Genomic DNA, 24,907 nt, shown 5'->3' on the forward strand with positions numbered 1-24,907 from the left:
CTGCCACGGCTTGATAGGTGCTCACTCTGGCAGCTCCTCAAATTCTGGCACATTACCTAAACCTTTATCCCAAACAGCTTTGCTAGATGTAAAGATGCGAGCTGTTGGTAACATAAAGACTGCCGTATCCAAACACCCAGCGGGAATGGCGAGCAGACCCACCTCATCAATGCTTGGCAATGCGGAACCGCAGAACTTACAAAAACTTTTCTTGTGGCGAGTGCCTGGAAGCGTGAAGGTAGTCACAGAATCTGAGCCTGCCAACCAGGTCAACTTTGCTGACTTCGAAAATAAATTGGCCGCATGAGCAGACCCGGTATCCTTTTGGCAATGCTGACAGTGACAAAGGTAAAAGCCGTCGAACTTCCCTTGCACTTCAAATTTTGCATTGCCACACAGGCAAGAACCAAAGTAATCAGTCATCAGGTTTTCCTCTAAAGCCGGTAGTTCGCGCGCATATAACGCCCAAGCACAACGGCAACAGCGACGCTGTTGTCCAGTGCCGCAGACGCGTGCTGATGCGTCTTGTTATATTTCATTCAGCCGATACTCGAAAGATTGAGCTATACTTACTTCCTCAAAGTTTTCCGGATTAGGCATCAGAAAGCGCGCGGCAAAATCAGCAGCCAGACCAAAGGGCTTCTCAGTTACTTCTCTGACAAACTCCACTGAATTACTTTCTTGCTCGGTCAAATAATCGAAGGCTCGCTGGTTGCACTCCTTTACCCAATCTATTGTGCTGGCAACCTCTTTCGAACGCGGACGACACTTTAAAGCAACTTCAGTTGTTTTATGCTCCACGATAAAATCAACTGCTTCAGAACGACTGTGAACCAGACTGTCAGCATCTGTCTCGGAGTTAGCCGAAGCGCAACCAGTAAGCAAAACAGCTGTTAATAACATCCCATACTTCATTCAAGCTCCTTGAGAAATATAACGACCGCAACAGCGCCCGAGCGCAGCGAGGCCCCGGCCCGTAGGGCCGAACTGATTGCGCTTGTTAGAGTTCCTAGACAAGAATGTCATGGAGCTCACCATTGATATTGAATTTAATTTTAGGCTGTTTAATAACCAACTCAGAAAGTTGATTTGCGTCAACTTTAAAACATAGCGGTTTCAATTCTGATTTATCGCACCGATCAAATGCAAAGCGGTACTCTCTTTGATAACTGAAATCAGATCTTTTTTTGAACATCCCTCTAGTTAAATCGTCATCAGTATACTTTACGGGTCCATTTTCCATTCTATGCTCAGTTTTTGACAGCAAACTGTGAAACGGAATAAATGACTCAGACGGTAAAAGTACATAATCATCTCCAAACTCTTGTAAAATTCTTTGCAAGTCCCTTTTTAGCGAAATAATCTCCAATTCGGACTCTGGAACTTCTAGAATAAACCAGCAACTCAACCATGAATCGTAGTAATCTTGATCTAGGAAGGTAAAAGCCTCAGTTGCTCTAGAAAGGTCAAGTTTTTTGCCATCCATGATTATTGTTGGCATTCGCTGGTCAAGTGATCTACTGAAGTAACCAATACATGCCTCGAACCGATCTGATATCCCTTGTTCATAACAGTTCCGGTAATAATGCGGCGTGTTGCAAAATAATTTACCTTGCAGAAAGTCATCTAAGTATTCTGGCCTAGAAAAAAACTTTAATAATCCAGCAATCGCAGGTGGCTCCTTCATGTCATTAAAAATTCTAACAGTTGTATAGTGCGCCAGCACACTTTCTCAGGCCATCTTTTCGGTCAAACGGGAAGTCAGGTTATTGAAATAGCGAGGGGTTTTACTGAGGAGGCTCTTTCCCTTGGAAAACAAACTGAGCATGCTCATTTTACTGCGTCGCTATGCCTATACCCGGGGCGAACGTTAATATTATGTTATTGACGTTACTAAATTTACTTACCTGCTGCAAGGCTAAAAATTGCACACTAGTCAAGGGGTTTGCTGCTCCTCGCAGTCTCCATATGCCTCGTCATAACGTTTGCCGAAACAAGCTACTAGCCGTTCTACCACATGCATATTAAGCGGCCAGTCGAGTTCTACCGGGTTGCCATGTTCGTCTTTTGGCAGTATTTCATCGTCTGGGTAAGGTACACGGCTTAGTGCATCGCGGGCGTCTTGCAAGCTTGCATAGTCGTCCTCTAGAAATGCAACAGTGGCATCGAGGTATGGGTTCCAGCCAAATAAATCCTGCTCGGCTGGCCGCCGTGTTTGTTCAAATAAAGCGATGGCCTGATCGTATTGGTCAGCGTACGCTCGCATCTGACCTTCGTGCCAAAGCATAGTTGTAGAGTCGTTGTCGTGGACCTGCCGATAGTCACGAATGAGATCAGCAGCTACCTCTCTACACTCCGGATGTCGCGCAAGTACGCGCCAACCGCCATGAGGGTCCTGATCAAACGCCTGCTGATCAAGAGCCAGCATCGCCTCTCGGTCATACTCGCAGGTGTTTTCTGTTTCATCAGCACTGGCCACCCCGGTGAAGCTTAGGCTGAACGCGATTAGCAGTACTTTAATCCAGGAAGCCTGCATGTAAATGATAGTTCGTAGTTGGAATGCCATGGTTTTAAAGTCCTTTTCATAAGGTCGCAAAGTCATACTCTGTTTGAGTGACCGATCTGTTCTGCAATTTGCTGCGTATATCCTGACACTGTTAGGGAATGAGATACAAGGAGCCTGCCCATGCAAAGCATGCAGAACGAACACAAAGCAAACCGGATTTCACTGAGTCAGATTGCCTATGTGGTGCTGACGGTAGGGGCTGCCATCTGGTTTACTGTGGATTTGATGTCAGTATGACGGTTTCCACCTTTACCCGTGATGATCTTGAGACGCTGCCGAGCCGCTTTCGTGCCCGCTTGATCAATAGTCTGTCCGGCTTTAAAAGTGCCAACCTGGTTGGCACTGCCGATGATGCTGGGGTGGCAAACCTGGCGATGGTTAGCTCTGTGGTTCATCTGGGCGCTTCCCCACCCTTGTTCGGCATGGTAATGCGGCCGGAGACTGTGCGCCGTGACACCCTGAGTAATATTCGGCAGCATGGTGTCTGGACCCTGAATGCAGTAAGCCAGCCTATTTTGCAACAAGCGCATCAAAGTTCGGCTGGCTATGAGGCCAATGTGTCTGAATTTGATGCAGTCGGCCTGACAGCAGACTGGCTGCATGGTTTTGCAGCGCCGGCCGTGGCTGAATCACCACTGAGTATGGGCATTGAACTGGTCGAGATTGTACCTGTTCATCACAATCAGACCCGCTTTGTCATTGGTAAGTTAAGCTGGCTGGAGATTCGCCGGGATGTCATTCAAAACGATGGCTTCGTTGATATCGAAGCACTGGACTTGGTCGCCATTTCAGGTTTAGATGGCTACCACAGCACCAGCAAGCTTGGTCGCTTACGTTATGCAGTGCCGGATGAAACCGCCGACTGGTTACCCGATGAGGGTGCTGGCGACATCGAACCGGCAGTGGATTTAACCCGTTTTAAGAGCGCCCTTCATAGGTAGCAGTCAATTGATAGCAGTCAATGGCTAACAATGAACGGGCGACGTTAGTAGAGAATCAGGCTAATCCATGGCGTACCGCTTTGAATTTGTAACCCGTATTAGCGACATTGAACCGCACGCCTGGGACGCTCTATTTGCACCCAATGATTACCCGTTTACCCGCCATGCGTTCTTTCAGGCATTGGAAGATGGCGGGAGTATTGGTGGACGTTCGGGCTGGCTGCCTCGGTACCTGTGTATTTATGAGGATACCGACGCCAGGTTAGTGGCCGCGGCGCCCTTCTTTATTAAGCTGCATTCCTACGGCGAGTACTTTTTTGACTGGGGTATCGCTGATGCCTACGCCCAGCTTGGTCTCAATTATTACCCTAAGCTGATTTGCGCGATTCCTTTTACCCCCTGCGAAGGGCCACGGCTTGGCACTGGCGGGCAGGCATTGGAGCCTTTCTGGCCGATAATCACTGAAGCCCTGGCTGCACTGCAGGACCAGCATGCCTTTGCCTCGCAGCAGCTGATGTACTTACCGCCCGCTGATTTTTCGTCGATTACAGCAGCTGAAAACACAAAGAAAACTCAATCTAACCAAGCGCCCCCGTGGCTGCACCGCACCGATTTGCAATTTTTGTGGCACAACCGCGGCTACAGTCAGTTTGATGATTTTCTGGCGGCTCTTACCTCGCGCAAACGCAAACAATTACGCAAAGAGCGCACGAAAGTGCGCGAGCAAGGCATTCATTGTGTCTGGTTCACCGGTGAGGAGCTTCAGGCTGATAACTCAACTTATAACTCTGACGGAGCGCCAAGCCAGTTGCAGCGGCATCTGGTTGCTTTCTATCAGCTGACCTACTTAAAGCGCTCCGGTCACCATGGCTACTTAACCCCGGAAACCTTCGCCCGCTGGCTTGCAACCATGGGCTCAAGCATTCGAGTGCTGATGGCGTTTGGTGAGGGTGAGTCGCAGACACCCGTGGCGATGAGTTTCTTTTTTGTTGGCGGCGACACCCTGTACGGGCGCTACTGGGGTTGCTTAGACGAGTTCGACTTCCTCCATTTCGAGTGCTGCTATTATCAGGGCATCGACTATTGCATTGAGCATGGCCTGCGCTACTTTGACGCCGGTGCCCAGGGTGAGCATAAACTGGCGCGCGGCTTCGAACCGGTGTTACGGCATGGCTATTTCAACTTTGCACTGTCTGCGTCTGATCCTACATCACGGGACTTGCGCCTCGCCATAGAAGATTTCTGTCAGCGCGAACGTACTGCCCATCAACAGGCGCTGCAACAGGCTACGACCTATCTGCCGTTTCGCCGCGATTCAGACTGAGCATTGATTACTGTTGCCGCTGCAGTTCCCGGTACAAATTAAACTGTTCCAGCTGGCGCGCTTCAAGCTCGGCAAAACTGGCTAACACCAGCACTGCTGCCTCGTTATTTAACTGCGCTTTGAGTGTGTCACGCTGTTCGTGCAGCGAAAGCAATAGTGCCTCACGCATGTCGTCGCGATTGAGCTTCTCATCGCCGTAGTTGATCACCAGATCGGTGCCTAACCAGACTAAGCCACCAGCAATCAGACTACAGCCCGGTCCACACACTGAGCCCACGGTGGCGGCGCTGCCTGCGGTACCAGCTCGTGCAGTCAGGCGTCCCATAATCGCGGCAAACATACGGCGCATACCGCTTCGAGCCGCGACCGCACTGCCCGGAGCTAATGCTCGGCTCATTAACAACAGTCCCGGCGCCACGCCAGCACCAACGCCAGATTTTTGCATCAGTTCTGGCACATCCACAGAGACCGGCTGCAACGCCAGGCAAAAACGCTGTGCACCAAGACCTTCTGCCTCAAGTTCCTGACCTAAACTACGTTGATACGCCCGGGCACCCTGTTCGATGCGTCGCAACAAGGCCGCATTGAGGCTATTTTCGGCTTCCAGCATGGCGTCACTTTGGCTCAGCGCGACAAAGCTGTTGATCTGCTCAGCCATCAGCTCGTTAAAGCCCTGTTCACCAAAACTGCCGCGCATTAAGTAGGCCAATTGGGTGTACTGGCCCAGCAGGGAGAAGTTCCAGTCTAAAAAGTCGTCCGCTGGCTGATCGATATTGGCATAGGCATCATCAACTATACGGTCAATATCCTGCTCAATTTGCAGCAATGCTGCCTGTTCCTGTTCACTACGAACCCGCTCGCTCTGGCCCTGTACGGCAGTCTCGGCGGCGGCCAGTCGTTCTGGGGCACAAGGGTCGATAGCCTCACGCGACTGTCGACCTGCCTGCTCGTTTTGCTGCAACCAGCGGTGGGCGTTTTCGCTGTTGAGCTCGAGAGCAAACCAGCCAATACCTGCCGCTATCACCACAAGCAACCAGCTAAAATGCGCTCGCTTGTATGTCTTTTTGTGGTCGTTGAGATATAAAAATCGATTCAACCAGGCGTAACTACCCAGCAACACCAGCCAGATAAAACTGACCTGCACCGCGATGCCCAGCATCACTACCAGCCACACAGCCAGCGTCAGCCACCAGACCGCACCAAGCGAAAGCAACTGAATGGCATGCCAGAACAGGCTATACAAGGCGGCGTTAATGCCCAACAGCCATCCGATTAACTGCACGTCTGCGCGGGCACTTTCCACCTGATAGGCCTGGGCCATAACCTCCGCCACACTGAGATGGCGGGTATCGGGTACTTCGGTCAACCACAGGTGGACTGCCAGCATTGCAATGACGACCAGTACCATATTCAGCAGGTGGCTCAGACGCAGTAATACGCTGGCACTGTGTTCGCTGGTGATATGGCGTTCAATCGAAGGGCGCACCAGGCGTTGGATCAGTTGAAAGGTTAGAATAGAGGCGCCGAGCACCGCCCATTCCGGCCAGCTTAGCCGCGCTGCAGCACTCAATGCAGCCAGTGCTACTGCCACCGAAGCAAACGCGGTCAGCAACTGTACCCATACACTGCTCCACAGCCGCTGTCGCCAGTGGCTGTCGGTCTGCGTCACAAAGCCCAGGTACGCTCGGCGTCGCAGCAACATGACATCAGCCAGATGCCAGTACACCAGGTAGCTCGCTGCCGCTGCCACCAGCGCAAAGCCCCACGCCGACATCTGCGCCAGCGGATAGAGGGCGAATAAAAGCAGGATGACCGCACTGCTTACGGTGCTAATTAACGCGCGGGACAGCCAGTACCGGGGGATATGTTCTGAACGACTCAACAGCTTACCTTTCTATGTAAATCACACCATACAAATGATGCAAAAGCGAGTGACGCAAACCCATTTGCCCATTGTGGCCCCTTCATGACCCTTTGCCAACTTTTACGTAAACCACGTTGCCCTTAAGGGCAACCCTGATTATGCTTGACCTCATGCGCCGATTTTTTATTGTGATCAGTATCTTAGTTGCCCTGTTAGCGCTTGCTGCCGGGGTTGGCTATGTCTATGTAAAACAGATGCTAAGCAAACTGCCGGTGGAAAACTTAGAGTTCTCCATCGCTGGCTTTGCCTATAAGCATGTTCGTCTTGATCACCTCGAATTTACCTATATCGACAACACTCAGGAACCGGCCCTGCGCGCGCCAGTGCGGCTGGACGATGTCTTCATTACCTGGGAGTGGCAGGCCTTCAGGCCTAACTTGCAGATTATCGAAGTCGGCCAGTTGCAGGCATCGCTGAACCAGTGGCCTACCCTGGCCAATGAAGTAGTTGGCGAACTCGTGGAAACAGATGCTGAGGATGGTTTCGAACTCGAAAAGTGGCAGCTGCCGGATAACTGGCGCATTACCGCTGACATCCCGCATCTGTTGCAAATTGAACAACTGTCGCTGGATCTTCCCTGTGCTGAACAACGCTGCCAGTATAGCGGCGAACTCTATTTCGAAAGCACCAACAAAGAACGCCTGATCGTGCCCGATGAACCTCAGGTCACCAACCTGCGCCTCAAGCTGAGCCCATATCGGGACTTCGCAGAAATGGAGCAGATTGACCTGTTGATCAATTATGAGGTTGCCGGTGAACTGCCCTCACTTGCAGTTAACCTGCATAGTCCCGGCCACCTGCAGGTGGTCATGACCCAGCACCTTGATCGCTCTAATCGCCTGCGGGGCGAAATCGAGGCACAGTTTGAGCCCTCGGCAGTGTGGATAAGCGACCATCTGACCCTCTGGTACCCTGAACTCGAGCAAACCCTGCCCCGCGCCCTTGAGCTCTTTAGCGACAGCGTCAATATTGATCTGGATATACAGGCGGAGCTGCCCGACACACAGCTATCGCGCTGGCAAAACGAACTCACGGGCGCTCTGCAGGGCAGTCTGGAACTGACTAACCAGGTGATTATCGGCGTCCAGAGCAGACTTGAGCGCGGCGCTGAGATTCAGTTCAGTGGCGACACCACGCTTACGCTATTGCCCGGCCTGTACCCCAACTTGAGCGGCTATCTTAATGATTCACTTGGCGGTTCGCCGGGGGATGCTTTCTCTAGCTATGCCGCCCAGCTCAGCGAACCTGTGCAGGGTGAGTTTAGCTGGCAATTTGAGTTTCCTCCGGGCACCGTACCCGGCAGCTGGCACCGGCAAGTGGATGGCCAGGCAGATTTTAACCTGACCCCGGCTAACTGGCTGCAAATCGATGATATCGGTCGTATTCGTCCGCAGGCCTCAGGTGAAGTCCATTTTACTGCCGGTCAACTGGCTCACCTCGATTTACTGGCTGAAGGTAAGTTTGAAGCAACTGAGTTGACCGATGCTATGGCTGAGCTGGGCCTTGAACCCGGTATTGTAAGCTGGAGTCTGCATGCTCAAAGCGAAAATCAGCTCGATCTGGGTGCTCTTCCAGTGCTGCTTAAGCTGCAAAGCCAGGGTGCTACCGATGTCAGCCTCGATAGCCGGCTGCTGCTCAATATTGATATCGACAATGGTACCCTGGCAGCCCATAGCGAGCATGGTTTGTTGTCACTGCGTCAGGCCGCGATGCAAATAGGTGATGCGCAGCTAACCGGGCTTACCTTGCACGCCCCCTTTACCCTGCAGCTTAGCCCTGAGCTTGAATTGCAGCTGAGCAGCGAGACACCCGCCGCCGGCTCGACTGCGCTGCGCCTTCCCTTGCAGGACGATAACATTGAAGCCCCTGCGGTGAAGCTTGAGCTCGCTAACTGGATCTGGCGTAGCGACTTAGGTGCCGCCGACGGGCTGAGCCAGAGCAGCTTTCAGTCTGACATCGATCTCAATGCTGATGCTGTGGTTGCACCCGGTCTCAAAGCGATTAACTGGCGCTGGTATGGCTCACTGCAGAGCCAGCCTTTAGCGCCCGCTCCCTTAGCGAGTCTTGACGGGCGCCTGACCAACAGCGCCGGTCTGGTGCTGCGCAATCAATCTGATCTGGCTGCCGAGCATCTAGTCGTCGACTGGCAACTGACCGATATATTCTGGCTCGCCGGCAACCCGATTGCGGGAACCCTTGCAGACTGGCCAGAACTGGTTAGCCTTGAACGTGGCCGCGGCCGTGCCGCTGGCCAGTTTACCCTGCCGCTGGACGGCAGCGCGCCTCAGCTCACCGCCACTGCTGCACTTAGTGACACCGCCGGCATTTATGACACCATTGACGTTGGCGGGGTCAATGCTGATCTTGAACTAAGCACCGATTTTGACACCCTTGATGTGGCACTCACTAACGCTTCCATGCAACGCATTCAGTTCGGTCTGCCTATGGGACCGGCGCGATTTGCTTTCAATTACACCGCCTCAATTGATCAGCTACTGGCGGGGCAGCTCGAACTCACTGACAACCGGCTGAGCTTGTTAAGTGGCGATGTTGGCATTGAAAACCGGATCTACGATTTAAGCCGTGATGAAATAACGTTGCGGGTCGATATTGCTCAGCTTGACCTGCAACAGCTGCTAAGCGAGTACCCTGCCACTGACATTCACGGTCAGGGTCTGATTTCCGGGGCCATTCCAATCCGTTGGCGTGCCGGGCGAGGCTTTATGGTCGATGACGGGCGTATTCATGCGCTGGCACCCGGAGGCGTTATTCAGTACCGTGCTGAACGGGCGCAACAGCTCCGTGAAACCAATCCGGCGCTGCGCATCGTAATGGACGCTCTGGATGACTTCCATTACTCTGTGCTCGAAGGCGGCGTTAGCTACAATGAAGATGGTACGCTGGAACTTGCCTTATCAATTGAGGGTCAGAACCCTGAGTTAGAAGGCGGGCGTCCGGTGCGCCTTGATATCACGATTGCCGAGGATTTACCGGCGCTGCTGGCCAGCCTGCAGTTGACCAACCAGCTCAATGACCTGATACAGGAACGTGTGCAACAACGCTTAATTGAAAGCCTGCGCTAAGCACACACCGCTTTAACCGGCGTTTACACAAGAGAGGACGCATGAAAAAACTTGCACTAGGAAGTCTGGCCCCGGCCTGCCTGGGCGTGCTGATGATGTCAGGCTGCACCCCCACGGTTCAGGTTGCAGCCCCCAGCGAACCCATTCATATCAATCTTAATGTACGTATTGAACACGAGATTTATATTCGCGTCGCTGAAGAACTGGATTCAATCTTCAGCGGTTCAAGCGGGTTATTTTAAGGAGTATTTGTCATGACCACGAGTAAATATGGCCTGTTTGGCACCTTCTTCGTATCACTATTATTAGTGATGAGTAGTTTGTCTGCGTCAGCACAGGGCCAGATGAGCCTGCAGGAAGCGATGTCTGAACTGGGCGCGGCGAAAGAACAGGGCTTCCTCGGCGAGCGCCAAAATGGCTATCTTGGTGTAGTCCAAACGGGCGAAAATGCTGAGCAGATAGCAGATTTGATTAATGATGCACGTCGCGCCGAGTATACTCGCATCGCAGAGCAAAATAACATTGCAGTATCCGATGTTGAGGCAATGGCGGGCAAACGTGCAATCGAACGCACATCCGCGGGGCATTATATTGAAGTCGACGGAGACTGGGTCGTTAAACGCTGACAGTAAAGGCGGGAAGTATTTCTTGCGACTTGTCAGTTAGATACAAACCTTCGCACCTTCTTTACAGTTGATCCCCACAAGGGCACCTATACTTCCCCGTAGAGTGCCCTTGTTTTTACCCTTCGCACGGCTCAAAGCAATGGTAGCTCTGGCAACACAAATGGTGTTCAGAAAGGAGACTAACCATGAAGATGACACACGGACGGCTTCGCTCAAGCTGGTTATCATGGAGTAACGTACTCTATGGCATGTTAACGCTGCTCGCATTGGTGCTTTTTATGCGAGATGCTCAGGCAAACGAGGCCTTAGGGTCTTTTATAACCTTACTGAATTAGCTTCTGGCTTGTTGTATCAGATTTTGTTGTAGTTGACTCTGTTGTACCAAACGCAGTATTCCAGCCGCGGCGCAGGCGTCGTCTAAGGCACGGTGATGGCGAACCAGTTCGATTCCCAACTGCTCACACAAGCGCCCCAGTGAGTAGGATGCGAACCCCGGGAATTGTTTTCGCGCCATTCGCACCGTGCACAGTTTCGGAAGATTAAGACGGCGTCCTGCCCGCTCCATTTCCCGCTTCAGAAAACCGTAGTCAAAATTCACATTGTGGGCGACAAAGATTGCGTCCTGCCAGAACTCATCGATCGCCTCAGCCACAGCGTCAAAAACCGGCGCATCCGCCACCATCTCGTTGCTGATGCCTGTCAGTTCAGTGATTCGTGCAGGAATGTAACGCTGTGGATTGACCAGCGATTGCCAGCGGTCGACCACCTGACCATTAATGACCTTCACCATGCCAACTTCTGTTACCCGATGGCTGCTATGGTTACCCCCCGTAGTTTCCACATCAACCACAACGTAAGCCTGATCGGGGTTATACATCCACTCGACCCGCCGGATCGCAACTTCAAAGCCCGCCTTCTTCAGGCACTGCAACGTAATCAGCTGATTGCGTCGTAAGCTGTCGCCGGGTGCTTTTATTTCTTCGAAACGCAAACCTTGCTCATCGAGCACCATTAAATCCGCGAAGCCATCACTGAGTTGATGGTAGTCACGGGCCATCGCGCGCAACACTGCCTGGGTTTGCACCACGGGCGCCTTCGTAAGTAAGGGCTGTATTAGCTCAAGCAGTGATTGGTGCCAGCTAAACACCCCATTGACCTGACCATAATGCCGGGTGCTAACCTGCAGCAAATGGGTAAGCCACTGCTGCGGCGTTTGCAGCTGCGCCAGCCTGACTTCTATCTCGTGTTCCAGCTCAGCGTAGAAAGTATTCTGTTTCAGTAGCCGCGGCAGCCAGTCGAATTCATTGCTGACGCCCGCTTTCGGGTTCTGGTATAGCTCCGGCCAAAAGGTTAGTCCAAACAATGCCCGCCATAACACGTTTTCGCTGCGCAGAGCCGTGATGCTCTGACGCTCGTAATAGGCACAGACGCCCTGCTCGACATGGCTGACATAGGCTTCATCAAGCGGGATAGGCGCGCTGCTATCGCGCAGCATATCAGTCAGCATGCTGGTCCGTTTGCGATGGAACTTACGTTGATAAAAATCCACCGCAAACACATACAGGGTTTCACTGTCGGGGTCATCGATAATAGCTTCGAGTTCGCTTTTGACCTGGTCTTTGCTACCTTGCTGGTATTCAAGACGCAGCCGCTTTTCCACGGCATCGGCCGCCCGCGAGCGCTTGAGGATCTGAATTGAGTAATGATCATCATGCTGCTCAAGCGGGCTTTGCAGCAGACGTTTTGCCAGTTGCCAGTAAAAACGATCCCGCGCATCCAGCACACTGGCTATGCGGGTCCCCTTTGCCGGACCTTCCTCAAGCATGGCAATGAATTCATCCAGTGCTTGATCCAGCGTGTTTTTCAGCCTTAGCCCAAGCCAGCGATAATAAAACTGACCACGCGCTTCGTCAGCGGTCGTAAAACGTGCCTGGGCCTCATGGGACAGTTGACGGGTACGCATGACGCCCAAATCGCGCATCGATAGCTGATTCAGCCGCGCCCGCACATTGCCAAAATACAGAAACAGAAAATAGGCCAGCCGTTCTTCGTGCTGCTGCTCAAGATACTGTTCGCTCAGCCACTCTTCACTATCACTAAACACCGCATGTGCCTGAGCAAACTCAAACCAGAGGGCTTTCTTCGCCGACTTCGCTGGTGTTTTTTGCGGGCTCTCAGCCAGTAAACTCTGCAGTTCAGCTTTGTTCAGCTGTTCGAGTAAGCGTGCAAAACCAGTTTCAGAAACATCACTGACTAATCCGGCCGCAAACAGCTCTTCCAGACCCGAGCGAGGGTTATCAATCTCGTCATAGTTTAGCGAGTCTCGCCGCACATGCACCGACTGTCGATTATAGATACGCACCAGCACCAACTGCGCATCGTGACTAAGCGCTTTGAATCCATCAATAAAGTCTTTATCAGCAGCATTTAACAGGTGCGCACAGGAGCCTTCCAGATAGCCCAGAAACTCATAGAAGTGGTCAAGATAATAGGTCGGAGGCAAAGTTTTCATCGTGTCATTTTACCACATTCAACATTCAAGCGCGGGGCTTGAATGTTGAATTGGTAAGACCATTCAATGATCAAGCCCCGCGCTTGAACGTTGAATCAGAGGTGGAGGCGGCCGGCGCGGAGGGTTCGGCGTTGGATACTCTGGTGGAAGACGTGCCAGTCGGGCACGACCATGGTCAGCTGCTTTTTGGCGCGGGTGACGCCGGTGTAGACCAGCTCGCGGCAAAGCACCGGGTTGTCCTGCTCTGGCAACACCATCACCGTATGGGTGAATTCCGAGCCCTGAGACTTATGCACTGTCATCGCAAACACCGTCTGCACTTCACGTAAGCGACTGGGCAGGATCCAGCGCAGGGTGTTGTCGCTATCGACAAAGACTACCCGTTTTCGTCCGTCGCGCGGCGACACCAGTACCATGCCAATATCGCCGTTGCGCAAATTGAGGCTATAGTCGTTTTCAGTGACCATCACCGGGCGTCCTTCATACCATTGCTCACTCGCCTGGGCAGCTCCATTGCCCTTCTCAGTCGCTAGTGGGGGCTGAAGTGGCTCAGCTTCTCCAGCAGCAGTCTTTTTAAGCGTCTGTAATGCCGCTTTTAACCAGCGTTCGATTTGCGCATTTAAACCAGCCACCCCAAACTCACCTTCGCGCACCGGGGTTAGCAGTTGAAAATTGCTGTAACCGGCCAGTACTGAGCGCGCCCAGGTGTCGATGTCACCGTCGCTGGCCTGCGCATCCGGACGCTGTTTAATTTGCTGCAAATAACCACTGAAACCTTGCACACACAAACGGCGCAGGTCTTCAGTCAATGCTGGTTGCTGCTGAGCAAAAAGTTGTCGCTGACTCACAGCTTCCGTCCCCGTGCTCTGCAATACCGCAATGTCACTGAATGAGTTGGCGGTCTGTTGCTCATGGGAAGCCCCTGCCGCCTGCGAACCCAGCAATAGCTGCGCCGCTCGTTTACTGTCGCCAGCGTTAATCGCATACGCCAGATGGCCAACGCCGCTGCGACCGTCAAAGCGCCGGCTGACCCGCAACATGACGACATGCTGCAGATAGGACGGGCCGTCAGCGGCACGCAAAAAATCAGGTAACGGGGTGTCGCTGAATGACTGCAGGTAGTCGAAACTTTGTTGGTTGTAACCGCCCTGCTCGGCACCCTGACAAAGCTGGCCCAGCACCGCTCCCGCTTCCACTGACGCCAGTTGGTCTTTGTCACCAAGCAAAATAAGCTGGGCATGAGCCGGCAAGGCCTCCAGAGTCGCGTCCATCAGTTCGATATCGACCATGCTCGCCTCATCGACTACCAGTACATCCAGGCTTAACGGGTTGCCCCGGTGATGACGGAATTTTCGCGTACCCTGCTGCACGCCAAGCAACTTATGCAAGGTCGAGCTATCGCTCTCGATGCGCTGCAGTACCTGTTGCCACTCACTCAGTTCAGTACTTTGCTGCATCTCGTGCAATGCGTTACTAATAGATTCTTTAAGGCGCGCCGCGGCTTTTCCGGTCGGCGCCGCCAGCCGGATCCGTAATGGCTCAGCGGCCAAACGCTGCAACATTGCCAACAAACGCACCACAGTATAGGTTTTACCGGTACCAGGGCCACCAGTGATGACACTGAAACGACTGCGCAACGTATTAGCACACGCCAGCTTCTGCCAGTTAACCCGCTCTATCCCTGTCGCACTGCTGGTAGTCGAATCAGCAGCGTGCGGAAACAGCTCATCCAGCGCCTGTTGCAGGGTTTCTGCAGCGATATCTGGGGTAAGCGATCCGGGTCCGGAGACTTGCATACGCTTCTGCAACGCTGACGCTATGCGCGCTTCATAATGCCAGTAGCGACGCAGATACAGCGCACCGTGCTGATAAACCAGCGGTGTCACCGCGTCAGTTTGCGGGCTATCTGCGACGCCGTCACATGCGCTGAGTGCACCCGCCAGGTCAGCGTCGGTGGTTACGCCTAACCGGGTCAATAACTGCAATGGCGAGACAATCTCGTGCTCATCATCAGCGAAACGGCTGTGCGCAGGCGGTAAATTTAATAACAGCTGCGGACTGCCGAATAGCTCTTTAAGTGGCAGGCAAACATGCCCCCGCCCGACCTGATGCGACAACAACACAGCCAGTACCAGCACGCGCTCATCCGTTACCTGTTCAGCCTGTAAAAACCGCGCCAGATTCAAATCCAGTGCACGGATCCAGCCGGCGTTGTACCAGGCTTCAAGCTCAGTCAACGCAGTCCCCTCGTTATTCACATCATTAGTCATAAGGTTGGCTCCGTCTCGTTCACTGCCAGCAGATACTGCTCCAGCTCTTCGATCAGTTCCCGCGACGGCTTGTCGGTAAACGCCCCTCGCGATAACGCGTTGTGCCCGCGCAGGAACAGGTACAGCACACCGCCAACATGGCTGTCGTAATCATAGCCATCACCTAGCCGGGTTTTTAACAGCTTGTGTAAAGCCAGGCTATAGAGCACGTACTGCATGTCATAACGACTACCGAGGATTTTCTCGCGCATCGCTTCATCGGTGTAGGCGCTGTCATCCGCGCCAAGGTAATTGGATTTGTAATCAGCCACGTAATACCGCCCCTCGTGCTCAAACACCAGGTCAATAAAGCCTTTTAGCATGCCGTTGAGGTAGTTAGGCTGCAGCGCCGGGCGCGCAAATTCGCTTAGTACGTGTTTCGAGACCAGGTTATCGAGGCGCTCGGCACTCACTCCGCGAACCCCAAACCAAAACTCAGGTTCAGCTTTGTAGGCTGTTAAATCAGCCAGCCGCACGCTCGATGCAGCAGAAGCCGGGGCATTCGTTGGAGCACTTGTCGAAGGTAAGGGAAACTCAAGCTGCAAATACTGCTGCAGCCAGCCATCCAGCTGCTGTCGACGCTCTTTCCACTGACCATGTCTGCAACGTTTGTCGAGCAAAGCTGCCCGCACATCCGCATTCTGCGCCACATTGGCGAAACCCAGCTCCGCCGCGTCTTCGAACAGGTTATGCAGAAATGTCCCCGGCCCTGCTCCACGCGGTAAATCATGGATTTGAACATGGCGCTGATCGCTACCAGGCTGAACCAGCCCTGCCAGCGAACCTGTGCCCTCAGGGTCGTCGGCATCTTCCAGTAAATTTGCTTCGAGCGCGGTTTCCGGTTCGCGCAACGCGCCGTATTTAAGTGCAGAGTAACTGGCAATCCACCAGGGTTCGAAACGGTGATTTGATGGCATCCTGCAATACGAAGGGGCACTGATTTCTGCGGCCGGTGCCTGCCAGGGCTCACTGCTAGCCTCAGGTTGAGCCATCAGGGCCACCGCGTCTGATTTCCCCCAGGTTTTCGCCGCTTGTTGCAGTAGCATGTTCGCATCGGATGCATCTGCTTGATCTGCTAATGCCAGGTACGCCAACGCACTTTTCTGCCATTCACTGACCGGCGCCAGGCTAGCCCAACAGGCATATTTTGACCGGGTAAGTGCCACATACAAATGGCGGATCTCTTCGCCTAACCGTTCCTCGTCGGCACGAGCAAGTTGTTCCTCGGTTGGTTTGCTGCTGTGCAGGCGCCGCCCGTCGTCATCATGAAAATGAACCACCGGCCGTTTCTTGCTGATCGGCTTGCTGTCACTGCTGAATGGTAAAAAGACCAGCGGATATTCAAGTCCTTTTGACTTATGCACGGTGACTATCTGGACCAGCTCGGAATCACTTTCCAGACGCACCGTTTGTTCATCGGCACCGTCGTCGTCGCTTTGATAAATCTTGTCCTGCAGGTAACGCAGTAAGGCCTGTTCACCGTCTAACCGGCTGGCTGCCTGCTGCAATAACTCGGCAAGATGCAACAAGTCGGTGGTATCACGCTCGCCGCCCACCTGAGCCAGCAGGCGACTGGCAATATCAAAGTCATGAATAAGCTGATGCAGCATGGCCAGGACCCCTTGCTGCTGCCACACTTGCGCCAGCTGATAACATTGTTCGACCCGTCTGTCCCACGCCAGATCGTCATGTTGCAAACGCTCCAGCTCTTCCAGCGGTACTGCCAGCAAGCCGGTATAGAGTGCATTCGTCAGTGCCTGGCGCTGACCCGGATGGGCACAGGCATGCAAAATGCTCAGCACATCTTTGGCTACCGCCGTATCAAATACTGAGTTTCGATCGGACAGAAATACACTGGCAACGCCACGACGACGCAGGCTCTGTTGCACCATGTAGCCCTGCACGCGACTGTTAACCAGCACCGCCATATCAGCACTGCGCAAGGGGCGAAACCCCTTAGCTTTATCCTCAATGCCACTCTGTCCCTGGCTCGCACTATTGAGCAAATGCACAATATAGCTGGCACAGCTTTCCGCCTGGGTAGTGCCGTATGCTTCTTTGCTTAACGCCTTTTGCTCGTTCTGGCTATTAAGACTGGTCCACAAGGTCAGTGCTTTCTCTGCAGGCTGCCCATCAATCAGCAGATGTGATGTCTGACCCTGAGCCTCCACCGCGACAAAAGGCACCTCGTTATCTCGTTTCCCGTTGCGTTCGCCATTAAACAGGAACGCCTTCTTCGGTTGGTGTTCCTCCGCCGCTAAAAAGATCTGATTGCTCGCCTCCACCATGCTGCTGGTCGAGCGAAAATTACGCGCCAAGGTGAAGTGGCGCCCTTCAGTATCCCGCCGTGCCTGCAGGTAGGTGAAAATATCAGCGCCCCGAAACGCATAAATCGCTTGTTTAGGGTCGCCTATCAAGTACACCGCGACATCCTCGCGTTGCTGACGAAGCTGGTACACCGCATTGAAAATCGCATACTGATCCGGATCCGTGTCCTGAAATTCATCGATCATCGCCACCGGATACTGGGTGCGAACTAAATCCGCCAGGGTATCGCCCGTGTCCCGCTGCAGGGCTTTGCGACACTGCTCGATAATGTCATCGAAGCCCATCAGCGCCAGTTGCTGCAGCTTTTCGCTAAAGCGCTGCTTAACCCACTGTGCAGCATGGCTCAGTAATTCTTCGCGAATGCCTGCCGCCCCTTTGGCTAATTCCGCCAGCGCCGCCGTTTGATCCAGAAATGGCAAATCAGTAACAGGCTGGCTGATCAGTTCAGCAAAACCCGCACTCGAATAATTGGTCACCAGCGCATCACTAACCGGGGGCAACGCGTTTAATGCCTCCTTTTCATCCAGTTCAAGCCAGCTTTCAATGGCATGCATTCGTGTCCGCACCAGTTTGCTACTGAGTTTACGTTTGTTGGTCAGCCAGCCACTGGCATCAGCCTTGTCGACATAGTCATACAGTGCCGGTAAATACTGTTGCCACGCCTGATAAGCCTCGCCTACTGCGCGCTCATAGTCGGCCTGTTTTTGCCCACGCAGCGCGGTAATATCGATCGGCTCTGGCTGACCATCAGCAACCTGACCCCAGACACTGTATATCAGACTCAGTAGCGACTCTGGTGAGTTCGCCACCGCCGCCACTGCCAGATAATCCTGTTCGCGTAGCGGGTAGACAAAGTTGCGCCAGTAATCACGGGCCGCATCCAGTTTAAACTGACTTAGCTCGGTGGTGAGCTCCTGGCTAAACAAACTACCACTGCTAAAAGCATGCTCGCGCAACAAGGTCTGACACCAGCTGTGAATAGTTTTCACGCTCGCTTCGTCCATCCATTCACTTGCGACCTGCAGCGCCTGGGCACACGCCGCCCATTTTTCTTCCGCATAGCTGTCGCGCAGGGCATCCAGTACCGGGTCGCCGCTGCTGCCACCAACCGACTGGCGAAACCAGTGGGCCGATTCAACCAGACGCCGGCGAATACGGTCTTTCAGCTCTGCCGTTGCCGCTTTGGTAAAGGTCACCACCAGAATATTCGGCGGTAGCAAAGGTTCAGGCCGCACCGCCGACGCGTTTTTACTGTCAATATGGGCAAGAATAAAGCGCACGTAGAGCGCCGCAATGGTGTAGGTCTTACCGGTTCCGGCACTGGCCTCAATCAGTGCGCTACCAGTTAATGGCAGCTGCATGGGGCTGGAAAGCTGTTTGCTGGACATAGTCGCACTCATTCGGCATCCCCCTGGATCGTCGCGCCTTGCATCGCTTCTATAAAGGGCAGATAGAGTTCCTCGGCGACGCGGGCAAAGCCCGCCTCGAGTAAGTCCTGCCCATGCGGGAAAAAGCGCGCCAGATAAGGCAGACTGTCACGTTCGGCGGCGCTATAGCGGCCGCCCTCATAGGCATGCAACAAGGCTTGTTCGGCCAGTGGTAACTTATCCTCTTCCCGATCCGCATTCAGCCATTGCCAGGCCAGCGATAAAGCAACCGGTAACGGCGTCAGCAATGCCTGGTCCAGGTGCTTACCCAACGCCTGCAATTGCGCCTGAGCAGTCGCTGCAGACTGAGCCGGTAAACTAATACTGGCGCCATCGCCAATTAATACACTGCTAAGCTGCACATGATCACCCACGACGACCTGAGCAACTAGGTGCTGCAGCCATAATGGCAATGCATGGCGTGGGATTGCAGTCGCACTCTTTTTCTTGATATCCGCCACTTTGCTGACTTTCACTAGCAGTTGGGTCACCTGCGCGGGTTGATTTGGATTCTGGTACAGCTGACCCAATTCACCCTGCAACTGATAATTACCCAGCGCCAAATCAAATGGCTGCGCGGCAAGGGGCTTAAAGCCCGCATGCCAGTATCCACGCAACCGATCAGCAATAGCTTCTGCCTTGTCACTTAGCGTCTGTTGCAATAAATCGGCCTCAAACGAAAGTGGCAGTTGGGCGCGCCGACGAATACGGCTAAAACACTGGCGCACCACCTGCGCACTGTGTTCGCTGTTCTCGCCTCCCATCGGCGTCGTTGCCAACAGGGTTGTGACCAGCTCGTGCTTTACTTTCCACTCATCCAGTTTGTTAAAACTAAAGGTTTCATCATCAAATGACTCACTGCTTAAGTTGTCCAGTCGCACCCCGAGTCGTTTGCGCGCAAACAGTTCGGCGGGTTGTTTCAGGAGCAGTTCAAGCTCGAACAAACTGAACGATGATTCAGCCTGATACGGCGGTAGCACTGGCATTTTCTCAGCGTTGTCGCTTATTAATGCAGGATTCTGATTACCGGTCATATGAACAGCCGCCCATTCCCGTGCGTAGGTAAAATAATGGTCGGCGGCGGGCTCACTGCGCGCAAAATAAGCCGCCGAGAACGGCTGCAAGCGATGGCTTTGGGTCAGTTGCTGGCTCGGTAATGACTGCTCACCGTCCGCCCCCACGTCAGCCGTAGTCGACCAGCCCAGATCCAGGTGGTCCTGCAACTGGCCTATCAGCACCGAAGGCGGTAGTTCAGAGTTGTCCTGCGCGCTCATCCCGACCCAGCTGATATACAGCTGTTCACGGGCTGACAACAAGGCTTCTAAAAAGAGGTAGCGGTCGTCCTCTCGACGGGACCGGTCGCCTGGCTGATAATGACCAACCATCAGATCAAAGTCGGCTTTGGTGACGCTGCGTGGGTAGTCGGCATCGTTCATACCGAGCAGACAGACCTTGCTAAAGGGGATTGCGCGCATCGGCATCAGGGTCGCAAAATTCACCGCCCCGGCCATAAAACGCTGATTGAGATTGCCTTCATCAATGCCCGACAACCACACTTCCTGCACAATGTTGTACCTGAGCTCGCCATTGAAACTGGCTTCGTTTACGCTCTCAAGCCAGCTATCAAGGCCATCTCGCAGCCGGTTCAGCAACAGCCGCTCGCTGTCTTCATTGGGACGGAACAAATCATCCAGCAGGCCCTGCAGTAACGGGTGCCATTCTGCCGCACTGCGACTTTGCGCCAGTGCCTGCCAGTAATGCTCAAGCACGCGTACTAATTCAGCCAGTGCACCGGCGGCCTGAGCCTGCATTCCGGCCACTTCGCTGTAAGGTTCAATGCCCTGCCAGGGCTCACCCTCGACATCCCCAGCGGCATAGCCATAGAGCATACGTTTTAATGCAAACAGCCAGCTGTTTTCCTGATAGCTGATTTCAAGGCCCAGTGACTGGCGGTGCAACGCCTGTAAGCCCCAGCGAGCACCAGCTTCAGCAGACCACTGTTGCAACAGTTCGACATCGGAGTGCTGCAGGCCGAAGCGTTGCTGCAATGCCGGTACATGCAGTAAATCGAAGATATCACTATGGGTAAAGCGTTGCTGTGGCGCAGCCAGCACCAGATCCAGTGCAATCAGCATCGGGTTACGGTGGCGCTGGCCCTGATCGGCAATGGTATACGGAATGTAGCGCTTATCACTACGCTGCAAACGGCCAAACACTGCATCAATATAGGGGGCGTAGTTATTGATGTCCGGCACCATCACCATCACATCACGCGGTTGTAACTGCGGATCGCTGGCGAAAGCTGCAAGCAACTGATCATGCAGCACCTCGACCTCGCGCTGCGGGCTATGGCAACGATGGAAGGCGATCGAACGGTCGTTGGCCGCCAGTTGCTGGCCCCACATCTGTTGGGTCTCATGCAACGGCCGCAAATGCAGAATGTCGCTTTGCAATTGCTGCAACAGATTTTGCGGCTCGCTTTCGCTAAAGAGATCAAAGCGCAGATCAGTAAACTCGCCTTCAACCTGACGGGTTTCGTCGAACTCATCGAGCAAACGAATGTAGTCCCGCCCTTGTTTACCCCAGGACGCCAGCAGTGGGTGCGCATGCAAATGCAACTGGTCCCCCTCCACCTGATCTAAACTGGCCCCTTTGTTGGCATGCCGCGCCAGCAGGTTTTTACCAAACAACTCACGGCCGTCAATGATATCTGCCCAGTGGTACTGACACGGGTTATGCACACACAGCATCACCTGGCAGACCCCTTTCAACGCATGCAGCACCTCCAGCGTTTGCCGCGGCAGCGAGGAGATACCAAACACAATTACCCGCGGCGGCAAGCCCGCCGGACAGGCATCCAGCGCCTGAGCCTGTTCTATAAAGCGACGGTGCAAGGCGGCCCGGTTGCTGCAGATTTCTTCAATGCCGATATCCGCAACCAACGCACGCCACAGTGCGGGTTGCCAGCGTTGGTTCTGGTCTAAAGGCAATGCCTGCCCTTTTTCCAGTAACACATCTTCACCACGGGTCCATGCATCGAGCCATTCAGCGCGGTAGACCTGGTACTGGTCAAGTAAGTCGGCCAGTTTATCGCTGAGCTGGAACAGCTTGCGCTGATCACTGTCATCGGCGACATAGTTTTGTAACTGGGCGAAGATGGGATCGGACTGCATCAGGTCTGGCAGCAGGCGCATTAAACGCCAGCGCAAGCGGTCTTTGTCATACGGTGAGTGACGTGGAATATCGTCGCCAAGTACCGCACGGTAGGCACGCCAGACGAATCGCGCAGGCAAGGTTACATCGAGCATGGTAGCGATGCCGGTCGTCGTCGCCAGCTCGGTTTTAAGCCATTGGGCGATACCATTGGATTGCACCAGAATGGCTTCTTCCTGCAAGGGCGCCAGCGGATAGGCAGCCATCAGTTTGACCGCGACTTCAGTCAGATCTTCTAAACGATGGCTGTGAGCCGCGATAAACCCGGGCGTTAAGCTGTCCATGCGTGTCCTTGCGTGTTCTTTTTCGTTGTTAGTTGTCTCAAGTTCGACCTCAAGTCTGCCCTAATCGGACGACACTTTGTGTCCCACTCTAACCGGTTAAATACATCGCCAGGCCACCAAGCGCAATGGCAGTGGCAAAGCTGACCAGGGTTCCGAGCAACATATACTCGGTGAGCCGCCGTTCATGGGCCTGACTTAAATCGCCAAAGCGGAAAATGCTTTTCGCCGCCAGTAAAAAGCCAATACCGATAAATTGCCCGCTGAGCACGAAGCTGACAATCAGCCAACGTTCAACATAACCAATTAACCGCCCTGCTTCGACCAGTCCCTGGCTTTGACTCTGTTCTGCCAATGCCTGAGCCTGACGGCGCAGTACCATGGCGGTAAAAAACGACGCCGGACGCCCCGCCAGGAGGTAAATAATCAGAATGAGCAACATCTCGCGCTGCAACAGGACGCCGAGGCTCCACGCCATCACAAAAGGAGTAAACCCGGTAAGCCAGGCCCACACCGCTACAATAATTAACCCATGCGCCAGTTGATCAAGCAGGAATGCCATCGTTGAAGGAGCAAAACGTGATTTCAGCCAGTCGATAAGCAGATGACTGCCCACAACAACTGCCCAAGCCATCACCGCAGGCCAGGCAACTGACAACTGGTTCATTGCCATCGCGGCGAGTAATGCCAGAGCCGTGCAAAGCGCGTGCACCAGCGTATGTTTAATCAGCGCTGACCACAGGCCGCCAGCTTGCCCTTGCTCTCGTTGATCGACCCAGGCCTTAGGCTGCAGATAAAAATCAGCCAGCACATGAGCCAGCAGTAACCATACCAGTACTGTCATTTTTTCTCTCCATCCTGAGCTGAAGGCTCCCCATCCTGAGCTGAAGGCTCTCCGTTCTGGGCTGAAGGCAAGTCAGTCAACCACTGGGCAAAGGTCTGGCAATAGGATTCAACCAGATGCCCGCCCAGTTTGCGTAAGTGTAAACTGACATTTTGCCGGCTGGTTTGTAGCCGTTCGGCAACCAGATGATGTTCACAGAAGTCGTGGTTAACCCAATCATACAGAACTTCGGCTTGTTTCCGCGTCAGGTTCTGTAAAAGAAAGCTTAAAAACGCCGTATTTAGCTGCAATGACTGGTTAGCCGCTGAATGGTCGCTATGCACAGTCAGTTCGCCGCGGCTGGTTAGCTCAAGTCCCCGACCTGAGAGCACATACGCCTGCTGTTGCGCTGTCGCGGACCGCTTAGCCACCGGCCCGTCGCCAATCCCCACCGATAACGTTAATGCGACCCCGTTCGCACGCAGAGTACAGACCACCAGCAATGCGGCTTTAATAGCATCCCGGGCCTCTGGCAAAGCCAGTTGAAAGGCATCGCCCCGATAGAGCTCTCCGCGACCTCCGGACTGGGTATGGCGGTTAATCTGCTGCTGCAGAAGCTGTTGAGCCTGGTTTAGTTGTTGCTCAGATAATTTACTGGAGTGAACCAGGTCACCGGTTAACACGGCAATCATGGGCGATCCTTTTAGACTGGGGGTTATACACCATACTCTGATAAAGATACTGCACAAATGCAAAAAAGCAAGCTTTTAGGCTTGCTTTTGAATATGAAAGCTTTAAAGCTTGCTTTTAAAAAGGCAACCTGTATAGATTGCTTCGTATCCGCTGGGCTTTAGTCTTCATAGCCCCAGGGAACCGGCGGCAAATCAACCGGGTTGGTCAGGTCAAAATCAACCCGAAACTCACGGCCTTCTCGGATCAGGCGATAGCTAAACTGCTGCGGATAAATATACATTTGCCAGATATTGGTGTTAGAAGCTGGAATACCCTGGGCGAAAAACAACTCTTTTGAATATTGGTCAACCGGAAAAGACTGCGCCCGCTCATATCCTGCCTCCACCGTATGGCCCCCATACATAGTCTGCTCGTCGTAGCTGCAGTCCGCCATGCGATGGTCATGCTTGAGGCTGATACCCGAGCCTGTCTTAGTCAGGATCCAGGTCCGTGAGTGGTTGTCACCAACATGGAAAGGAATTTCCAGGCGGTTTTCTTCACATACCCGTACGTGCATAATCAGGCGTCCTTCGAAGCCTTCCGCTGCTGGGTTATTCACTGCTATCTGGCCTTCAAAGGCCTGGCCGCAAAGAGCAGCAAGATGCTCAAAAAATGCATCATGGCTTGGAATAGAAACCACTGGCGCTGGTTTAACGATTTGAGCACTGGCAGTTGGACTAGCAATAAGGCCAGTGGTTAGTATGGCCGTCGCGCTAAGCGCCAGCAACGGGGTCTTCAATAGTGAAGGTAGGTGCATGATGTTAATCTCCTGTTAGTCAACCCCCAGCCTAGCATGCTGGCTGAGGGGCGACTAGCAG

General features: G+C 53.5%; 18 protein-coding genes. 6 read left to right on the forward strand and 12 right to left on the reverse strand.

What is annotated here, in order from left to right; all coding sequences use genetic code 11:
* Positions 1-21 precede the first annotated feature (21 nt).
* The 4 genes from CWE12_RS03130 to CWE12_RS03145 form a co-directional block, all read right to left on the reverse strand.
* Positions 22-423, reverse strand: coding sequence for a GFA family protein (locus tag CWE12_RS03130; RefSeq protein WP_126788202.1), 402 nt, complete (start codon positions 421-423; stop codon positions 22-24).
* Positions 424-528: 105 nt separating this feature from the next.
* A complete protein-coding gene (locus CWE12_RS03135; RefSeq protein ID WP_126788203.1) occupies positions 529-915 on the reverse strand; it encodes a hypothetical protein in 387 nt (128 codons plus the stop codon).
* Between the two features lie 94 nt (positions 916-1,009).
* Positions 1,010-1,726: a hypothetical protein gene (locus CWE12_RS03140; RefSeq protein WP_126788204.1), complete on the reverse strand. Its 717-nt coding sequence runs from the start codon at positions 1,724-1,726 to the stop codon at positions 1,010-1,012.
* Between the two features lie 210 nt (positions 1,727-1,936).
* On the reverse strand, positions 1,937-2,566 hold the full coding sequence (locus CWE12_RS03145) for a hypothetical protein (RefSeq protein WP_198675674.1): 630 nt from the start codon (positions 2,564-2,566) through the stop codon (positions 1,937-1,939).
* A gap of 233 nt (positions 2,567-2,799) precedes the next feature.
* Between CWE12_RS03145 and CWE12_RS03150 the strand changes: the two genes are divergently transcribed.
* Together CWE12_RS03150 and CWE12_RS03155 are read left to right on the forward strand one after the other, a co-directional pair.
* Entirely contained in the window at positions 2,800-3,507 is a 708-nt protein-coding gene (locus CWE12_RS03150; protein WP_126788205.1) for a flavin reductase family protein, read from the forward strand.
* A 67-nt stretch (positions 3,508-3,574) separates the two neighbouring features.
* Complete coding sequence (locus CWE12_RS03155; RefSeq protein ID WP_126788206.1) at positions 3,575-4,831, forward strand: GNAT family N-acetyltransferase; 1,257 nt, start codon at positions 3,575-3,577, stop codon at positions 4,829-4,831.
* Positions 4,832-4,838: 7 nt separating this feature from the next.
* Here CWE12_RS03155 and CWE12_RS03160 read toward each other — a convergent pair whose 3' ends face one another.
* Positions 4,839-6,713, reverse strand: a complete 1,875-nt coding sequence (locus tag CWE12_RS03160) for a hypothetical protein (protein ID WP_126788207.1) — start codon at positions 6,711-6,713, stop codon at positions 4,839-4,841.
* A 152-nt stretch (positions 6,714-6,865) separates the two neighbouring features.
* Here CWE12_RS03160 and CWE12_RS03165 point away from each other — a divergent pair, with 152 nt between their 5' ends.
* The 4 genes from CWE12_RS03165 to CWE12_RS13595 all read left to right on the forward strand — a co-directional run bounded on the left by CWE12_RS03165 (position 6,866) and on the right by CWE12_RS13595 (position 10,799).
* Entirely contained in the window at positions 6,866-9,838 is a 2,973-nt protein-coding gene (locus tag CWE12_RS03165; RefSeq protein WP_157981913.1) for an intermembrane phospholipid transport protein YdbH family protein, read from the forward strand.
* Between the two features lie 41 nt (positions 9,839-9,879).
* On the forward strand, positions 9,880-10,080 hold the full coding sequence (locus CWE12_RS03170; protein WP_126788209.1) for a YnbE family lipoprotein: 201 nt from the start codon (positions 9,880-9,882) through the stop codon (positions 10,078-10,080).
* Between the two features lie 12 nt (positions 10,081-10,092).
* Positions 10,093-10,464 (forward strand): YdbL family probable chaperone protein, encoded by a 372-nt coding sequence (locus CWE12_RS03175; protein WP_198675675.1) that lies wholly within the window; start codon positions 10,093-10,095, stop codon positions 10,462-10,464.
* A 185-nt stretch (positions 10,465-10,649) separates the two neighbouring features.
* Complete coding sequence (locus CWE12_RS13595; protein WP_157981914.1) at positions 10,650-10,799, forward strand: hypothetical protein; 150 nt, start codon at positions 10,650-10,652, stop codon at positions 10,797-10,799.
* On the opposite strand, the gene CWE12_RS03180 is transcribed toward CWE12_RS13595, so the two are convergent.
* The 7 genes from CWE12_RS03180 to CWE12_RS03210 all read right to left on the reverse strand — a co-directional run bounded on the left by CWE12_RS03180 (position 10,796) and on the right by CWE12_RS03210 (position 24,846).
* Positions 10,796-12,976: an exonuclease domain-containing protein gene (locus CWE12_RS03180; RefSeq protein WP_126788210.1), complete on the reverse strand. Its 2,181-nt coding sequence runs from the start codon at positions 12,974-12,976 to the stop codon at positions 10,796-10,798. The two genes, CWE12_RS13595 and CWE12_RS03180, sit on opposite strands and share 4 nt — an antisense overlap.
* Positions 12,977-13,071: 95 nt before the next feature.
* Positions 13,072-15,246, reverse strand: a complete 2,175-nt coding sequence (gene recD, locus CWE12_RS03185; protein WP_126788211.1) for an exodeoxyribonuclease V subunit alpha — start codon at positions 15,244-15,246, stop codon at positions 13,072-13,074.
* Positions 15,243-19,013 (reverse strand): exodeoxyribonuclease V subunit beta, encoded by a 3,771-nt coding sequence (gene recB / locus CWE12_RS03190; RefSeq protein WP_241984121.1) that lies wholly within the window; start codon positions 19,011-19,013, stop codon positions 15,243-15,245. The genes recD and recB overlap by 4 nt, the downstream gene beginning before the upstream one ends.
* Positions 19,010-22,537 (reverse strand): exodeoxyribonuclease V subunit gamma, encoded by a 3,528-nt coding sequence (gene recC, locus CWE12_RS03195; RefSeq protein ID WP_126788212.1) that lies wholly within the window; start codon positions 22,535-22,537, stop codon positions 19,010-19,012. The genes recB and recC overlap by 4 nt, the downstream gene beginning before the upstream one ends.
* A gap of 88 nt (positions 22,538-22,625) precedes the next feature.
* On the reverse strand, positions 22,626-23,378 hold the full coding sequence (locus CWE12_RS03200) for a DUF3307 domain-containing protein (RefSeq protein WP_126788213.1): 753 nt from the start codon (positions 23,376-23,378) through the stop codon (positions 22,626-22,628).
* Positions 23,375-24,049, reverse strand: a complete 675-nt coding sequence (locus tag CWE12_RS03205) for a hypothetical protein (RefSeq protein ID WP_126788214.1) — start codon at positions 24,047-24,049, stop codon at positions 23,375-23,377. The genes CWE12_RS03200 and CWE12_RS03205 overlap by 4 nt, the downstream gene beginning before the upstream one ends.
* 158 nt (positions 24,050-24,207) lie before the next feature.
* Complete coding sequence (locus CWE12_RS03210; RefSeq protein ID WP_241984122.1) at positions 24,208-24,846, reverse strand: hypothetical protein; 639 nt, start codon at positions 24,844-24,846, stop codon at positions 24,208-24,210.
* Between the last annotated feature and the right edge of the window lie 61 nt (positions 24,847-24,907).

The sequence above is a fragment of the Aliidiomarina sedimenti genome (genome assembly GCF_003986955.1).
GTDB lineage: Bacteria > Pseudomonadota > Gammaproteobacteria > Enterobacterales > Alteromonadaceae > Aliidiomarina > Aliidiomarina sedimenti.

Excerpts from the sequence above, each read along its gene's own strand:
- recB (WP_241984121.1), bottom strand. The coding sequence starts at position 19,013 with ATGAGTGCGACTATGTCCAGCAAACAGCTTTCCAGCCCCATGCAGCTG.
- CWE12_RS03130 (WP_126788202.1), bottom strand. The coding sequence starts at position 423 with ATGACTGATTACTTTGGTTCTTGCCTGTGTGGCAATGCAAAATTTGAA.
- CWE12_RS03145 (WP_198675674.1), bottom strand. The coding sequence starts at position 2,566 with ATGGCATTCCAACTACGAACTATCATTTACATGCAGGCTTCCTGGATT.
- CWE12_RS03165 (WP_157981913.1), top strand. The coding sequence starts at position 6,866 with ATGCGCCGATTTTTTATTGTGATCAGTATCTTAGTTGCCCTGTTAGCG.
- CWE12_RS03175 (WP_198675675.1), top strand. The coding sequence starts at position 10,093 with ATGACCACGAGTAAATATGGCCTGTTTGGCACCTTCTTCGTATCACTA.
- CWE12_RS03170 (WP_126788209.1), top strand. The coding sequence starts at position 9,880 with ATGAAAAAACTTGCACTAGGAAGTCTGGCCCCGGCCTGCCTGGGCGTG.
- recD (WP_126788211.1), bottom strand. The coding sequence starts at position 15,246 with ATGACTAATGATGTGAATAACGAGGGGACTGCGTTGACTGAGCTTGAA.
- CWE12_RS03150 (WP_126788205.1), top strand. The coding sequence starts at position 2,800 with ATGACGGTTTCCACCTTTACCCGTGATGATCTTGAGACGCTGCCGAGC.
- CWE12_RS03210 (WP_241984122.1), bottom strand. The coding sequence starts at position 24,846 with ATGCACCTACCTTCACTATTGAAGACCCCGTTGCTGGCGCTTAGCGCG.
- CWE12_RS03155 (WP_126788206.1), top strand. The coding sequence starts at position 3,575 with ATGGCGTACCGCTTTGAATTTGTAACCCGTATTAGCGACATTGAACCG.
- CWE12_RS03135 (WP_126788203.1), bottom strand. The coding sequence starts at position 915 with ATGAAGTATGGGATGTTATTAACAGCTGTTTTGCTTACTGGTTGCGCT.
- CWE12_RS03200 (WP_126788213.1), bottom strand. The coding sequence starts at position 23,378 with ATGACAGTACTGGTATGGTTACTGCTGGCTCATGTGCTGGCTGATTTT.
- CWE12_RS03180 (WP_126788210.1), bottom strand. The coding sequence starts at position 12,976 with ATGAAAACTTTGCCTCCGACCTATTATCTTGACCACTTCTATGAGTTT.
- recC (WP_126788212.1), bottom strand. The coding sequence starts at position 22,537 with ATGGACAGCTTAACGCCCGGGTTTATCGCGGCTCACAGCCATCGTTTA.
- CWE12_RS13595 (WP_157981914.1), top strand. The coding sequence starts at position 10,650 with ATGAAGATGACACACGGACGGCTTCGCTCAAGCTGGTTATCATGGAGT.
- CWE12_RS03205 (WP_126788214.1), bottom strand. The coding sequence starts at position 24,049 with ATGATTGCCGTGTTAACCGGTGACCTGGTTCACTCCAGTAAATTATCT.